This is a genomic window from Kosakonia sp. N21 (genome assembly GCF_050587465.1).
In the GTDB taxonomy this organism is placed as follows: domain Bacteria; phylum Pseudomonadota; class Gammaproteobacteria; order Enterobacterales; family Enterobacteriaceae.
In genome coordinates this window covers 462,574-477,966 of the sequence record NZ_JBOBHR010000003.1, presented here as the reverse complement: position 1 = coordinate 477,966, position 15,393 = coordinate 462,574, and the positions used below count along the sequence as shown (strand labels likewise).

13 protein-coding genes, 1 pseudogene and 1 other annotated feature are annotated in these 15,393 nt (G+C 53.3%); of the genes and pseudogenes, 3 read left to right on the top strand and 11 right to left on the bottom strand.

Going from position 1 to position 15,393, the window contains the following annotated elements; all coding sequences use genetic code 11:
• Window positions 1-55: 55 nt before the first annotated feature.
• On the bottom strand, window positions 56-1,969 hold the full coding sequence (gene dnaK, locus ACQ3G7_RS09450) for a molecular chaperone DnaK (RefSeq protein WP_263098106.1): 1,914 nt from the start codon (window positions 1,967-1,969) through the stop codon (window positions 56-58).
• A 298-nt stretch (window positions 1,970-2,267) separates the two neighbouring features.
• Between dnaK and satP the strand changes: the two genes are divergently transcribed.
• Window positions 2,268-2,834 carry an acetate uptake transporter gene (gene satP / locus ACQ3G7_RS09445; RefSeq protein WP_088237366.1) on the top strand — a complete coding sequence of 189 codons (567 nt, stop codon included), beginning with the start codon at window positions 2,268-2,270 and terminating at the stop codon, window positions 2,832-2,834.
• Window positions 2,835-2,884: 50 nt separating this feature from the next.
• Here satP and ACQ3G7_RS09440 read toward each other — a convergent pair whose 3' ends face one another.
• From ACQ3G7_RS09440 to tal, 3 genes are all read right to left on the bottom strand, one after another.
• Window positions 2,885-4,192 (bottom strand): MFS transporter, encoded by a 1,308-nt coding sequence (locus tag ACQ3G7_RS09440; protein WP_430889639.1) that lies wholly within the window; start codon window positions 4,190-4,192, stop codon window positions 2,885-2,887.
• 126 nt (window positions 4,193-4,318) lie between these two features.
• On the bottom strand, window positions 4,319-4,906 hold the full coding sequence (gene mog, locus ACQ3G7_RS09435) for a molybdopterin adenylyltransferase (protein WP_430889638.1): 588 nt from the start codon (window positions 4,904-4,906) through the stop codon (window positions 4,319-4,321).
• 110 nt (window positions 4,907-5,016) lie between these two features.
• A complete protein-coding gene (gene tal, locus ACQ3G7_RS09430; protein ID WP_430889637.1) occupies window positions 5,017-5,970 on the bottom strand; it encodes a transaldolase in 954 nt (317 codons plus the stop codon).
• 284 nt (window positions 5,971-6,254) lie between these two features.
• On the opposite strand from tal, the gene ACQ3G7_RS09425 reads away from it, so the two are divergent.
• Entirely contained in the window at window positions 6,255-7,685 is a 1,431-nt protein-coding gene (locus tag ACQ3G7_RS09425; protein ID WP_430889636.1) for an alanine/glycine:cation symporter family protein, read from the top strand.
• Between the two features lie 80 nt (window positions 7,686-7,765).
• A complete protein-coding gene (yaaA, locus tag ACQ3G7_RS09420; RefSeq protein ID WP_430889635.1) occupies window positions 7,766-8,539 on the top strand; it encodes a peroxide stress protein YaaA in 774 nt (257 codons plus the stop codon).
• A 37-nt stretch (window positions 8,540-8,576) separates the two neighbouring features.
• Here the strand turns inward: yaaA and ACQ3G7_RS09415 are convergent, their stop codons facing one another.
• The 7 genes and pseudogenes from ACQ3G7_RS09415 to yjjY all read right to left on the bottom strand — a co-directional run bounded on the left by ACQ3G7_RS09415 (window position 8,577) and on the right by yjjY (window position 15,343).
• Complete coding sequence (locus ACQ3G7_RS09415; protein WP_263098114.1) at window positions 8,577-8,873, bottom strand: DUF2502 domain-containing protein; 297 nt, start codon at window positions 8,871-8,873, stop codon at window positions 8,577-8,579.
• Window positions 8,874-9,071: 198 nt separating this feature from the next.
• Window positions 9,072-10,358, bottom strand: a complete 1,287-nt coding sequence (thrC, locus tag ACQ3G7_RS09410) for a threonine synthase (protein WP_430889634.1) — start codon at window positions 10,356-10,358, stop codon at window positions 9,072-9,074.
• A gap of 3 nt (window positions 10,359-10,361) precedes the next feature.
• A complete protein-coding gene (thrB, locus tag ACQ3G7_RS09405; RefSeq protein ID WP_430889633.1) occupies window positions 10,362-11,291 on the bottom strand; it encodes a homoserine kinase in 930 nt (309 codons plus the stop codon).
• A gap of 1 nt (window position 11,292) precedes the next feature.
• A complete protein-coding gene (gene thrA / locus ACQ3G7_RS09400; protein ID WP_430889632.1) occupies window positions 11,293-13,755 on the bottom strand; it encodes a bifunctional aspartate kinase/homoserine dehydrogenase I in 2,463 nt (820 codons plus the stop codon).
• Between the two features lie 24 nt (window positions 13,756-13,779).
• Window positions 13,780-13,897: a sequence feature (Thr leader region), on the bottom strand.
• On the bottom strand, window positions 13,836-13,904 hold the full coding sequence (thrL, locus tag ACQ3G7_RS09395; RefSeq protein ID WP_134319007.1) for a thr operon leader peptide: 69 nt from the start codon (window positions 13,902-13,904) through the stop codon (window positions 13,836-13,838). It overlaps the preceding feature by 62 nt.
• Before the next feature lie 211 nt (window positions 13,905-14,115).
• On the bottom strand, window positions 14,116-14,802 hold the full coding sequence (locus ACQ3G7_RS09390) for a tRNA/rRNA methyltransferase (protein ID WP_430889631.1): 687 nt from the start codon (window positions 14,800-14,802) through the stop codon (window positions 14,116-14,118).
• Window positions 14,803-15,203: 401 nt separating this feature from the next.
• Window positions 15,204-15,343 (bottom strand): annotated as a pseudogene (yjjY, locus tag ACQ3G7_RS09385) (YjjY family protein).
• Window positions 15,344-15,393 lie beyond the last annotated feature (50 nt).

The window sequence follows — 15,393 nt, the reverse complement described above, 5'->3', positions numbered from 1 at the left end:
GGGCGTGGAGAGAACTCCGACGCCCGTGCTGGTTATCTACCCTGCATAAGGGCGATTATTTTTTGTCTTTTACTTCTTCGAACTCGGCGTCAACAACATCGTCGTCTTTCGCGTTGTTCGCGGAAGCATCAGCGCCCGCCTGCTGCTGTGCGTGCTGCTGCTGTGCGATTTCCAGCAGTTTCTGGGAAACCTGCGCCAGCGCCTGCATTTTCGCTTCGATATCGGCTTTGTCTTCGCCTTTCAGTGCCGTTTCCAGCGCGCTCAGTGCAGACTCGATAGCAGTCTTGTCTTCTGCCGGCAGTTTGTCGCCCGCTTCTTCAACCTGCTTACGGGTGCTGTGCAGCAGATGGTCACCCTGGTTACGGGTTTGCACCAGCTCTTCGAACTTACGATCGGACTCAGCGTTAGCTTCTGCTTCACGCACCATTTTCGCGATCTCTTCTTCGTTCAGACCAGAAGAGGCTTTGATGGTGATCTTCTGTTCGCGGTTGGTATTCTTGTCTTTTGCAGAGACATGCAGAATACCATCGGCGTCGATATCGAAGGTGACTTCAATCTGCGGCATACCGCGCGGAGACGGGTTGATGCCATCGAGGTTGAACTGACCCAGCGATTTGTTATCAGACGCACGTTTACGCTCACCCTGCAGCACATGGATGGTTACCGCAGACTGGTTGTCTTCCGCAGTAGAGAACACCTGGCTGTGCTTGGTCGGGATGGTGGTGTTTTTGTTGATCAGCGCAGTCATTACGCCGCCCATGGTTTCGATACCCAGCGACAGCGGGGTAACGTCCAGCAGCAGAACGTCTTTCACTTCACCTGTCAGAACACCGCCCTGAACCGCAGCACCGATAGCAACAGCTTCGTCCGGGTTCACGTCTTTACGCGGTTCTTTACCGAAGAACTCCGCAACTTTTTTCTGCACCATCGGCATACGCGTCTGACCACCGACCAGGATCACGTCCTGAACATCGGAAACAGACAGACCAGCATCCTGCAGTGCAACTTTCAGCGGCTCGATAGAACGGTTAACCAGGTCTTCTACCAGGCTTTCCAGTTTCGCACGGGTCACTTTGATGTTCATGTGTTTCGGACCGGTCGCATCTGCAGTGATGTACGGCAGGTTCACGTCGGTCTGCTGTGCAGAAGAGAGTTCGATTTTCGCTTTTTCAGCCGCTTCTTTCAGACGCTGCATCGCCAGCGGATCGTTACGCAGATCGATACCCTGATCTTTCTTGAACTCTTCCACCAGGTAGTTAATCAGACGGCTGTCGAAGTCTTCACCACCCAGGTGGGTATCACCGTTGGTTGCCAGAACTTCGAAGGTTTTTTCGCCGTCAACTTCATCGATTTCGATGATGGAGATATCGAACGTACCGCCGCCCAGGTCGTATACCGCAATGGTACGGTTACCGGTTTCTTTATCCAGACCGTAAGCCAGTGCCGCCGCGGTCGGTTCGTTAATGATACGTTTGACTTCCAGGCCTGCGATACGACCGGCGTCTTTGGTCGCCTGACGCTGCGCATCGTTAAAGTAAGCCGGAACGGTGATAACAGCTTCAGTTACCGGCTCACCCAGGTAATCTTCCGCGGTTTTCTTCATTTTTTTCAGGACTTCCGCAGAGATCTGCGGCGGCGCCATTTTGGTGCCTTTTACATCGATCCATGCGTCGCCGTTGTCGGCCGCAATGATTTTGTACGGCATGATGGATTCATCACGCTGAACTTCTTCGTCCTGGAAGCGACGGCCAATCAGGCGTTTGATCGCAAACAGGGTGTTTTGCGGGTTCGTCACTGCCTGACGTTTAGCCGGCTGACCCACCAGAGTTTCGCCATCCTGTGTGTAGGCAATGATAGAAGGCGTGGTGCGATCGCCCTCTGCGTTCTCCAGCACACGTGCCTGAGTGCCATCCATAATCGCTACACAAGAGTTGGTAGTACCCAGGTCGATACCAATAATTTTACCCATCTAAACGTCTCCACTAAAAATTCGGTCAACATGTGGTTGTGAACCTGTAATAAGGGCGAAACGTGCGGTTTCAACTGCCCAGTATCGTTTTTTTTCAGGCTCACATACTGCGGTTGACTACAAGATGGGGTCGTAACGTCACGCATCAAGGGGGGCAGGATAAAAAATTTTTTAATTTCCACCTGTTCAGATCATAGACAGGCTGATTGGCGCTAATTATGATGCCGCGCCCCGCCTCCTCAATAGTGATGCGGGGACTTTTCATTTCACCATTCAAATTGATTTATTTTGAGGAATTATGGGCAACACTAAGTTGGCTAATCCGGCTCCGCTGGGCTTAATGGGCTTCGGCATGACCACTATTCTGCTTAACCTGCACAATATTGGCATGTTCCCGCTGGATGGCATTATCCTGGCTATGGGCATTTTCTATGGTGGTATTGCACAAATTTTCGCTGGCCTTCTTGAGTTCAAAAAAGGCAACACCTTTGGTTTAACCGCGTTTACCTCTTACGGTTCTTTCTGGCTGACGCTGGTTGCTATCCTGCTGCTGCCGAAAATGGGGCTGGCGGATGCGGCGAACGGCCACTTCCTGGGCGTTTACCTGGGCATTTGGGGTGTGTTCACGCTGTTTATGTTCTTCGGCACCCTGAAAGGCGCTCGCATGCTGCAGTTCGTGTTCCTGAGCCTGACCGTACTGTTTGCTCTGCTGGCTGTGGGTCACCTGGCTGATAACGAAAGCATCGTACACGTGGCTGGCTGGATCGGTCTGGTATGTGGCGCCAGCGCCATTTATCTGGCAATGGGCGAAGTGCTCAACGAACAGTTCGACCGCACCGTATTGCCGATTGGTGAAAAACACTGATTCGTCATGCAATCGTATGAATAAGAACGGAGCCCTGCGGCTCCGTTTTTTTATGACTGTTGTACTGTAGGCTCTGCAATACGGTCTTCATGGTAGAGATCCTGTCGCAACCAGATCCCCAGCGCCAGCCCCATCAGCGAGAGCGCCAGCACATACCAGGCAGGAGCCATTGGCGAGACGCCCATCAACATGGTTACCGCAATCGGCGTCAGCCCGCCAAAAATGGCGTAGGAAACATTGTAAGAGAAGGAAATGCCGGTGAAACGGACCTCCGCCGGGAAAGCGCGCACCATCACGAAAGGCACCGCGCCCACCACGCCGACACACAGCCCTACCAGCCCGTAAAGCATAAACAGATATTCAGGATGAGGGCCAACCAGATGGTAGAAAAACCAGCTGGAGCAGGCGAGCAGAATGCTCCCGACAATAAAGGTGCGGCTGGCGCCCACACGATCCACCAGCAGTCCGGCGGCAAGGCAGCCGAAACACAGCATAACGGTAGCGATGCTGTTCGCTTGTAAGGTCAGCGCCGGAGCAAGCCCGTACTGTTTTTGCAGCCACACCGGCGACATCAGGATCACCACCACAATCCCGGCGGATAGCAGCCAGGTCAACAACATGCTGATCACTACCGCTTTCCTATGCTTCAGCACGACGGATTTCACCGGTAGTTCCTGCGCCAGCGCTTTGCGCTGTTGCATCTCAAGGAAAATCGGCGTCTCCTGCAACCAGCGGCGCAGGTACATTGCCACCAGGCCAAACGCCCCACCGAGCAGGAAAGGAATACGCCAGCCACCATCATGGATGCCCTGCGGCGTCATGCTGGTGTTCACCAGCGTCGCCACGACCGAACCCAGCAGGATCCCCACCGTCAAACCCGCAGTCAATGTCCCACAGGCAATGCCAATGCGCCGCGCCGGAACATGTTCGGCAACAAACACCCACGCGCCTGGCACTTCACCGCCAATGGCCGCGCCCTGCAAAACGCGCATCAACAGCAGTAATAATGGCGCGATGATCCCCACAGAGGCATAAGTTGGCAGTAAACCAATCGCCAGCGTCGGCAGCGCCATCAGTAGAATGCTCAGAGTGAACATCTTCTTGCGCCCCACCAAATCACCAAAGTGCGCCATCACAATGCCACCGAGCGGACGCGCCAGGTAACCTGCGGCAAAAATACCGAAGGTTTGTACCTGGCGTAGCCATTCCGGTATATCAGCAGGAAAGAAGAGCTCGCCGACCACAGCGGCGAAGAAGACGAAGATAATGAAGTCGTAAAACTCCAGCGCGCCGCCAAGTGCGGCAAGGGTCAGAGTTTTGTAGTCCTGTCTGTTCAGAGGGCGAGTGTAATTTGACATAGCCAACCATTTGTAAAGAGGAGGTGCTGATTTAATTATTACGCATGATGTAAATTAAAAATTACTATACCGTAAATAAATCAACACTCCAGCACTGGCATCGCTTATGTCATACAAGCCTGTTTTTTAGGATAATGTTTCACGACTTGCGCTTTTAGGACGGAAAGATGCTACGACTTGCGCATCGGTCTCCACATAAGGCCCGTCAAGCAGCTGTACACAATACGGTACACTGGCAAAAATACCGGGCACCTTCACTTCGCCGTTTTCTGCTTTGACGCCTTCCAGCGTCTCTTTGATGGATTTTGGCTGACCGGGTAAATTGAGAATCAGCGCCTGTTTACGGATAACCCCAACCTGGCGGGAAAGAATCGCTGTCGGCACAAAATTAAGGCTGATCTGCCGCATCTGTTCACCGAATCCCGGCATTTCGCGATCGGCAATCGCCAGCGTCGCATCCGGCGTCACATCACGACGCGCAGGCCCGGTTCCCCCCGTGGTCAGCACCAGATGACAGCTCATTTCATCAACCAGTTCACACAGGGTTTGTTCGATGATGCTCTGCTCATCGGGGATCAGCCGGGTTTCAATTTCAAAAGGTGTGGTTAATGCGCTCGCCAGCCATGCTTCCAGAGCGGGGATACCTTTGTCCTGATAAACGCCGCTGGAGGCGCGATCGGAAACAGAAACCAAACCAATGCGTAGTGTGTCCATATTCATTCCGTTCAAAAAAACCGAGATATACGGAAATGATACACGCTGAGGGGAGAGTCAAACAGAGCGGAGAAAAGTAAGCGTGACCGGGACCCGGTCACGCTTGAGGATTACAGCAGGTCGCCAACCATTTTTTCCAGTTTTTCCTGGTCAACGGCAAACTTGCGGATACCGTCCGCCAGTTTGTCTACCGCCATCGGATCCTGGTTATGCTGCCACAGGAATTCCGCTTCGGTAATGCGTTCCGGACGTGCTTTCACGTCGCCGGTGTACGCCAGTTTACGCTCAAGCGCACCCGCGCTTTCAGACAGCTCTTTCAGCAGCGCCGGAGCAATGGTCAGGCGGTCACAGCCAGCCAGCTCAATGATTTCACCAGTATTACGGAAGCTTGCGCCCATCACCACGGTTTCATAACCGTGCTGTTTGTAGTACTGGTAAATTTCGGTTACGGAAACCACGCCCGGATCTTCCGCCGGCGCATACTCTTTCTTATCGGTATTGGCTTTGTACCAGTCGAGAATACGGCCAACGAACGGAGAAATCAGGAACACGCCCGCTTCGGCACAGGCACGCGCCTGGGCGAAGGAGAACAGCAGCGTCAGGTTACAGTTGATGCCTTCTTTTTCCAGTTGCTCAGCCGCGCGAATACCCTGCCAGGTGGAGGCCAGTTTGATCAGAATGCGGTCGTTGCTGATGCCAGCATCGTTGTACATTTTGATCAGACGTTTCGCTTTCGCGATAGAGGCGTCGGTGTCATAGGAAAGACGGGCGTCAACTTCAGTAGAAATACGACCAGGGATCAGTTTCAGGATTTCCAGACCAATGTTCACCGCCAGCTTATCCGTTGCGTCAACCACCTGCTGCGCACGATCGCTGCTCTGGCCACGCGCCCATGCTACCGCGTCGTCGATCAGTTTGCGGTATTCCGGGATTTGGGCAGCGCCAAGGATCAGAGAAGGGTTGGTTGTTGCATCCTGCGGCTGGTAAAGCTTCATTGCCGCGATGTCTCCGGTATCAGCCACGACTGTTGTGTACTGACGCAGGGAGGTCAATTTATCCGTCATGATAATGTTTCTCTTTAAACGATACCCTGAATAAATCACGTTAAGACCAACAGCGCGTTCGTCATCTGGAAACCCGGAATCTCAAACGCAGCCAGCGCACCTGAACGAGAAGTATGACGAGTATACTAGTTAGGGGGATGTAACCGGTCTGCCCCGATGATATCACGACGCACTGTCAGCGCAACCGCAGACAATGCTGTGATTATTGTATGGTAAACTCAGTGGATTCATTGCCTGCGACAGGTTGCAGGGCCAGACTACCGGCATCAACAAGAGGGACGTTAATGCCAGAATTTTTCTCATTTATCAGTGAAATACTCTGGGGCTCCTTAATGGTTTACCTGCTGGCTGCAGCGGGTATCTGGTTTTTGCTTCGCACCCGGTTTGTTCCTTTGCGCTTTATCACGGACTTTGGCCTAAGTCTGAAAAGCAGCCGCTTACGGCAACCCGGTACGCTCTCTTCGTATCAGGCGTTATGCCTCAGTCTGGCGACACGGCTGGGCAGCGGCAACCTTGCTGGCGTCGCGTTTGCCCTTACCACAGGTGGCCCTGGTGCGATTTTTTGGATGTGGGTTTCCGCCATCATCGGCATGGCAACCAGTTTTGCTGAATGCTCGCTGGCGCAGCTCTACAAGGAGCGGGATGCCAACCACCAGCTACGCGGCGGGCCAGCGTGGTACATGGAACGAGGGTTGGGCATGCGCTGGATGGGCGTGCTGTTCTCTCTTTTTCTGCTGCTTACCTATGGATTGGTGTTTAATACCATCCAATCCAACGCTGTCGCACGCGCCATACACTATGCCTGGCAGGTGCCGGGATTTATTACCGGTCCGTTGCTGGCCGCATTCTCTTTCCTGTTTATCGTTAAAGGTCTGAGAGGCGTAGCCCGGTTAACGCAATGGATGGTGCCGGTAATGGCATTTACATGGATCATTATGGGCTTCGGCGTCAGTCTCTGGCACGCCAACCTGCTGCCAGGGGTCTTTACCACCATCATTAAAAGCGCTTTTGGCTGGCAAGAGGCTGCAACAGGCACAATGGCATACACCCTGAGCCAGGCCGTCACCAGTGGTTTTCAGCGCAGTATGTTTGCTAATGAGGCGGGTATGGGATCGTCACCCAATGCTGCCGCAGCCGCTGCATCATGGCCGCCGCACCCTGCTGCGCAAGGCATAGTACAGATGATTGGCGTATTAACGGATACCTTCCTGGTGTGCACCGCCAGCGCACTGGTGCTATTACTGGCAGGCGTCACCCCAGCCACTGACACGTACGGCGGTATTCAGTTAATGCAACAGGCCATGGTATCGCTCACCGGTGGCTGGGGAGCCGGTTTTGTCGCGCTAATCGTGATCCTGTTTGCCCTGACCTCCATTGTCGCCAATTATATCTACGCGGAAAATAATCTCGTCTTCTTGCGGCGCAACAGCCGACGAAATATCTGGCTGTTACGTACCTGCGTCATGGCGATGGTGTTACTGGGATCGGTGATCAGTGTGCCGCTGATCTGGCACGTTGCAGATGTGGTGATGGCGCTGATGGCGATGATCAATCTGACCGCGATTCTGCTGCTCTCCCCGGTGGTGAGGCTGCTGGCTCGCGACTATATGCGTCAGCGCAAACTGGGGGTCATGCCGGTGTTTGATCCCAAACGCTACCCGGATATTAACCGGCAACTGGCGCCCGGCGCCTGGGATGACATTCCCCGTTCGTAGCGCTAATCGCAACTATCGATCAAGTTTGTTCTTTTTTTTGCTAAAGTCAGCGGAAATTTCTCGCACAGCAAGGACTGAGTATGCTGATTTTGATTTCACCTGCTAAAACACTCGACTACCAAAGCCCGCTGGCGACCACGCGTTATACGCAGCCGGAGCTGCTGGATTATTCGCAGCAACTGATTAAGATCGCGCGCAAACTCTCTGCGTCGCAAATCAAAGCGTTGATGGGCATCAGCGATAAACTGGCTGACCTGAACGCCACCCGCTTTCATGACTGGCAGCCCGACTTCACACCGGATAACGCTCGCCAGGCGATCCTGGCTTTTAAAGGCGATGTCTACACCGGGCTTCAGGCTGAAACCTTCAGCGACGCGGATTTCGACTTCGCGCAGCAGCATCTGCGGATGCTGTCTGGCTTATATGGCGTGCTGCGGCCGCTGGATCTCATGCAACCTTATCGCCTGGAAATGGGCATCCGTCTTGAGAACGCCAAAGGCAAAGATCTGTACGCATTCTGGGGCAATGTGATCACCGATAAACTCAACGAAGCCGTTGCGGCACAAGGCGATGACATCGTGGTGAATCTGGCTTCTGACGAGTACTTCCGTTCCGTTAAAACACAGAAGCTGAATGCGCAGCTGATTAAGCCCGTATTCCTTGATGAGAAGAACGGTAAATTCAAGGTGATCAGTTTCTATGCCAAGAAAGCGCGCGGCCTGATGAGCCGTTACATCATTGAGCATCGTTTAACGAAGCCCGAGCAGTTAACCGGGTTCAACAGCGAAGGTTATTTCTTTGATGAAGAGGCCTCGGCCACAGGCGAAATGGTGTTTAAGCGTCACGAACAGTAAAGGTTACCCCCTCCCGGTCGGGAGAGGGTGATAAAGGTTATGGGTGGCGCTGCCACTCCTGATCCGGTCCGTCACGGCGGTCATCGTGATGATCGCGGGGATCATCACGACGATCGTCAAAGTGACCGTGCGGTTGCCAGCGGTTTTCACGCCATTCGTAGTGTTTTTTCCACCAGCCGTGATCGCGCCAGTGGTCGCCGTCCCAGTAGTGACCGCTATTGTCGCGGTCGCCAATTTGCAGTTTCACTGCCGGCACAAGGGTGATTTCTGCGGCCTGAACCGCCAGGGGAGCCACCAACATCATGGAAAGCGCTAACATTACAGGTTTCAACATAGGTTACTCCTTTGCATCATCCAGCCCGTAGTGGGCCGACGTGAGGAGATTACGCAACGCCTGCCTGAGTTGTTATTGGCGCAATCCTATTCTCTAACCCTGCGCATTTATTGGGAATTTCTGCTTTTTCCCTGCCGGATTTCTGCATAATTTCTCCCCATTTCCCCCACCAACAGGCCGGCAGGGGAAACAGAGAAATTACGCGTTACGCATCATTAACTGACGTAATGCCGCAAAATCCGCAGGCAACTGATGGGACAGCAGCGGCAGATCCGCACGATCCGCCAGCTCTTTTGGCAGCGCTAACGGTTCACCCAGGATCTCTTCTACGCTCTCTTTAAACTTCGCCGGGTGCGCGGTGCCCAGGAACAGACCATATTCTCCCGGATTCAGTTGATCGCGCAGCGCACGGTAGGCGATAGCCGCATGTGGCTCGGAAATATAGCCTTTGCCTTGCAGCTCACGCATCGTGGCTTTGGTGGTTTCATCATCCACCGCGGCATAGCCCAGCTCATTCAGACGCCAGATTTTACGGCGGAACAACTCTTCGACGCGCGGCCAGTTATTGGGCTGGCTGACATCCATCGCGTTAGACAACGTGGCCTGGGTCGCTTTTGGCTTCCACTCGCCCTCTTTCAGGAAGCGTGGAACCGTGTCGTTGGTATTGGTCGCTGCAATAAAGCGCTTGATCGGCAGACCGAGGGATTTTGCCAGCAGGCCGGCGGTCAAATCACCGAAGTTACCGCTAGGCACTGAGACCACCAGTTGGTTGCGCGCTTCCTGAGGCAGCTGTGCAACCGCTTCAAAGTAGTAGCAAATCTGCGCCAGCAAACGGCTAATGTTGATCGAGTTGGCTGAGTTCAGCCCCAGCGCCGCTTTTAACTCTTCATCGTCAAAAGCCTGTTTTACCAGGGCCTGGCAGGCATCAAAGTCCGCATCAATGGCAACCGTTTCGATATTGCCGCCCAGCGTGCAGAACAGTTTCTCCTGCAGTGGGCTGATTTTGCCCTGCGGATAGAGGATAACAACGCGGACGTTTTTCATGCCATAGAATGCATGCGCCACTGCCGCTCCGGTATCCCCCGACGTTGCGGTCAAAATGGTGACCGGTTTGTCGCCGCTGATGGCGCTCAGCATCTGCGCCATAAAACGCCCGCCAAAGTCTTTAAACGCCAGGGTCGGCCCGTGGAACAGTTCCAGGCAGCCCACGTCGCTTTCAACCGAACGCACCGGCGCCGGGAAGGCAAAAGCCGCACGGACGCGTGCTTCCAGCGCATCCTGAGGGATTTCATCACCGATATAGGCAGCAAGGATTTTCGCGCTACGGGTGACGAAATCCTGATCCAGCATCTCGTCAATTTCCGTCAGGTTGAATTCCGGTAAATCGTGAGGGAAAAACAGCCCCTGATTTTTGCCAAGCCCCTGGGTGACGGCCTGCGCAAAGCTGACCTGCTCGTTGTGATCTTTTAAATTGTAGAGTTTCATTGGTTATCCCACTACTCGTGCGCCCGCCGTATCCAGCCGGCAAATATGAACGAAGCCTTCCTGATTTTGCAGATAGTGTTTACCGAGCCAGTCTGCCACGCGTTGGGCCGTATCCGGTTTGTCACACAGTGCAAATAATGTTGGGCCGGAACCGGAAATCCCGCACGCCACAGCGCCGATATCCGCCACGGCCTGGCGCGCTTGGCCAAACCCCGGCAGCAATTTCATGCGGTACGGTTCGGCAATCACATCTTTCATTAGTTTTGCCGCCAGACCAGGCTGACGGCTGTAGCAGGCGTGAATAAAACCTGCCAGATGACGCCCGTGCGCAATACAGTCCTGGCGACGATACTGTGCCGGCAAAATTGCCCGGGCTTCTGCCGTCGAGACTTTGATGCCCGGATAGGCAAGCACCCATAACCACTCATCAAAGCCTGGCACTTGCTGACTGATAATGCCGCTTTCCTCGATCATCAGTTGCATACCGCCGAGGAAACAGGGCGCGACGTTATCGTAATGCACGCTGCCGGAAATGCGCCCTTCCAGTTCGCCCATCAGCGCCAGCATCCGGGTGTCACCGAGCGGTTTCCCGCAAAACTCGTTCATTGCCACCAGTGCGGCAACGACTGAACACGCGCTGGAGCCCAGACCGGAGCCGATCGGCATATTTTTTTCCAGCGTCATCGTCACCGGAACCTGCTTACCTATCTCCCGGCAGAACAACTCCCAGCATTGATAAACAATATTTTCCCGGGGCTCATTCGGCAATTTGCTGGCAAAGCGACCGATATTTTGCAGACTAAAATGGTCCGCCGCGTCCACCGAAACGGTGTCGCCCAACAAGGTGCCATCAACCGGCGTCACCGCCGCACCAAGTACATCAAAACCCACGCTCATATTGGCACTGGAGGCCGGAGCATAAACCTTTACCATCTCAGACTCCTAACTTCCATGACAGGGTGCGGAGCAGATCGGCGAACACACCCGCCGCCGTCACATCATTACCCGCACCGTAACCGCGTAATACCAGCGGAAGCGGTTGATAGTAGTGGCTGTAGAATGCCAGCGCATTCTCGCCATTTTTCACTTTGAACAGCGGATCGTTACCATCAACTTCGGCAATCTTCACCCGGCAGGTACCGTCTTCCTCAATAATGCCAACATAACGCAGAACTTTGCCTGCATCACGGGCTTTTGCCACGCGCGCCGCAAACGCATCATCAAGCTGCGGCAGACGCCCCATAAAACTCTCCACATCGCCTGAATCATCGAACGTGGCCGGTAATACCGGTTCAATCACAATATCCGACAGTTCCAGCTCACGACCCGTTTCACGCGCCAGAATCAAGAGCTTACGCGCCACGTCCTGACCGGAGAGATCGTCACGCGGATCCGGTTCGGTATAGCCCATCTCGCGCGCCATGTTAGTCGCTGCCGACAGGCTCATTCCCTCATCCAGCTTGCCGAAGATAAACGACAGGGAACCGGAGAGAATGCCGGAGAAATGCTGTAATTCGTCACCGGCATTGAGCAGGTTTTGCAGGTTTTCAATCACCGGCAGACCCGCACCGACGTTGGTGTCATACAGGAATTTACGACGGGATTTCTCCGCTGCGCGGCGCAGCTGATGATAGTAATCCATCGACGAGGTGTTGGCCTTTTTGTTCGGCGTAACCACATGGAAACCTTCACGCAGGAAGTCGGCATACTGATCGGCCACCGCCTGATGCGAGGTACAATCCACAATGACCGGGTTAAGCAGATGATACTCTTTCACCAGGCGGATCAAGCGGCCCAGATTGAAAGGCTCTTTCGCGGCAGCCAGCTCTTCACGCCAGTTATCCAGATCCAGACCGTGTACGTTAGTCAGTAACGCCCTGGAGTTCGCCACGCCGCAGACGCGTAAGTCGATATGCTTGTTCTTCAGCCAGTTCTGCTGGCGTTTAAGCTGCTCCAGCAGCGCACCACCCACGCCCCCGACGCCGATGACAAACACTTCAATCACCTGATCGGTGTTAAACAACATTTGATGCGTCACGCGCACGCCGGTGGTGGCATCATCGTTGCTGACCACAACAGAAATAGAACGCTCGGAAGAGCCCTGCGCAATCGCGACGATATTGATATTGGCGCGAGCCAGCGCCGCGAAGAATTTGGCAGAGATGCCGCGTAATGTACGCATACCGTCGCCGACCACAGAGATGATCGCCAGACGCTCCATTACCGCCAGCGGCTCCAGCAGGCCTTCTTTCAGCTCCAGGTAAAATTCATCGTTCATGGCGCGCTGTGCGCGAACGCAATCCGACTGCGGCACGCAGAAACTGATGCTGTACTCAGAAGAGGACTGCGTGATCAGCACCACCGAAATGCCTGAGCGCGACATCGCTGCAAATACGCGCGCAGCCATGCCGACCATACCTTTCATACCCGGACCGGAAACACTGAACATCGCCATGTTATTCAGGTTGGAGATCCCTTTTACCGGCAGACCGTCTTCATCCGACGTCGCGCCAATCAGCGTGCCAGGCGCTTGCGGGTTTCCGGTGTTTTTAATCAGGCAAGGGATTTGGAACTGGGCGATAGGGGTGATAGTGCGGGGGTGAAGAACTTTAGCGCCGAAGTAAGAGAGCTCCATGGCCTCCTGGTACGACATCGACTTCAGTAACCTGGCGTCCGGCACCTGTCGCGGATCGCAAGTATAAACCCCGTCAACATCCGTCCAGATCTCACAACAATCAGCACGCAGGCAGGCCGCCAGCACGGCGGCAGAGTAATCAGAACCATTACGGCCCAACACGACCAGTTCGCCTTTCTCGTTACCGGCAGTAAAACCGGCCATCAGCACCATATGATCCTGCGGAATACGGCTGGCGGCGATACGACGAGTGGACTCAGCAATGTCAACGGTCGATTCAAGGTAGTGGCCAACAGCGAGTAATTTCTCGACCGGATCGATCACGCTCACTTTATGTCCGCGCGCTTCGAGCAGACCGGCCATGATGGCGATGGATAATTTCTCACCGCGACAGATAAGCGCGGCGTTGATGCTGTCCGGGCACTGTCCCAGCAAACTAATACCGTGCAGAACGTGTTTGATCTGCGCGAACTCTTGTTCAACAAAGGTTTTTAACTGTGCGAGGGGGAAACCAGGTTGCGCATCCGCCAGTCCTTGCAGAAGTTCAGCAAAAATACGTTCAGCGTCGCTGATATTCGGTAAAGCATCCTGGCCGCCGATCGTTTTTTCGATCATCGCCACCAGGTGATTGGTGATTTTCGCCGGGGCAGAGAGTACGGTTGCTACCTGCCCCTGCCTGGCATTGCTTTCCAGGATGTCGGCAACACGCAGAAACCGTTCCGCATTTGCCACTGATGTACCGCCGAACTTCAAGACTCGCATGGTTTTACCCCTTGATCTTTGGTCGAAAAAAAAGCCCGCACTGTTCAGGTGCGGGCTTTTTTCTGTGTTTCCTGTACGCGTCAGCCCGCACCGTTACCTGTGGTAATGGTGATGGTTGTAATGGTGATAATCGTGCTGATGCGTGTCATGGATGTTGTGTGCTCTGTAATCATTATCTGTCTGTGCTGTATCCCTCTATTGGTTAAAGTATCTGCCTGCTTAAGTCAATTTATTTTTCATTTTGGTCGCTTTTTGAACAGTGGCAACTACGCTAAAACTGGACAACCAAACCGCGTATTCAGACCAACCCAGGGCTCTTGTGCAGTGACTTTAACCATAAAATAAACTTATCACAGCAGCTTAATCGGACAATTTTTTTTCAATGTCATGGAGCAATCGATGCAACATTGCTGTGTCGCGTTGCGCCAGCAGACCCAGACGTTGATCCAGCCAGTCCGCCATTTTGATATCGTCCGCAACCGCTAATTTTTCCAGCAATGCATGTACCCGTAATCGCAGTGCCCGCAGTTGATTATCATCAACCTGGGTTACTCCTTCAGGAGCATGTTGCATTAATGATGCTAATTGATAGCAGAAAACCATCACCGCCTGCCCCAGATTAAGGGAAGGATAGTCTGCCACCATCGGAACACCGGTTAAAATATCCGCCAACGCCAGCTCTTCATTCGTCAGACCAGAATCTTCCCGCCCGAAAACCAGCGCTGCCGTACTGAGCCAGGTGCTTTTTTCTTCCAAAAGCGAAACCAGTTCCACAGGCGTCGCGTAGTAATGGAACTTCGCTCTGCTGCGTGCGGTGGTCGCAATCGTAAACGAAACATCGGCCAGCGCATCGGCCAGCGTCGGATAAGTTTTAGCATTATCAAGGATATCACCCGAACCATGCGCAACGCGGCGCGCGCCTTCCTGGGTGTGTACATCGCTGTCGACAATACGTAAATCGCTAAAACCCATGGTTTTCATTGCCCGGGCCGCCGCACCGACGTTTTCGGCTCTGGCGGGGGAAACAAGCACAACTGCCAGCTTCATTTGACCTTCTCTGTTTTACTGAAGTCACGCGTCAATAGATGACCAATGTCAGCATATTACGCGTCACGAATTTACAATTATGTAACAGAAATCACTGATTTAGCCCCTGACAACGGTTAAAAAAAGCTAAACTGTTTATCAGTGATATTACCTGTTAATATGTTAACAGAAGGGACTTATCCCTATGTTTATTCATGGCATTTTAATACAGGTTCTTGCCATAGTGTTGGATTCGTCGTGTTTATCAATTAATATTCGCAACTAGTTGGTTTATTGTAGAATTGTAATAAACGCTAGCAATTAGCTATCAGGATTTCGCTAAACTGTTAACGTGCTACAATTGAACTTGATATATGTCAACGAAGCGTAGTTTTATTGGGTGTCATTTACGTCTTAGCCTGTTATGTTGCTGTTAAAATGGTTAGGATGACAGCCGTTTTTGACACTGTCGGGTTCAGAGGGATAGTACCCACGACCAAGCTAATGATGTTGTTGACGTTGATGGAAAGTGCATCAAGAACGCAATACGTACTTTAGTCATGTTACGCCGTCATGTTAATTTTCTACATGCACCAGGCTGGTCAGGGACTT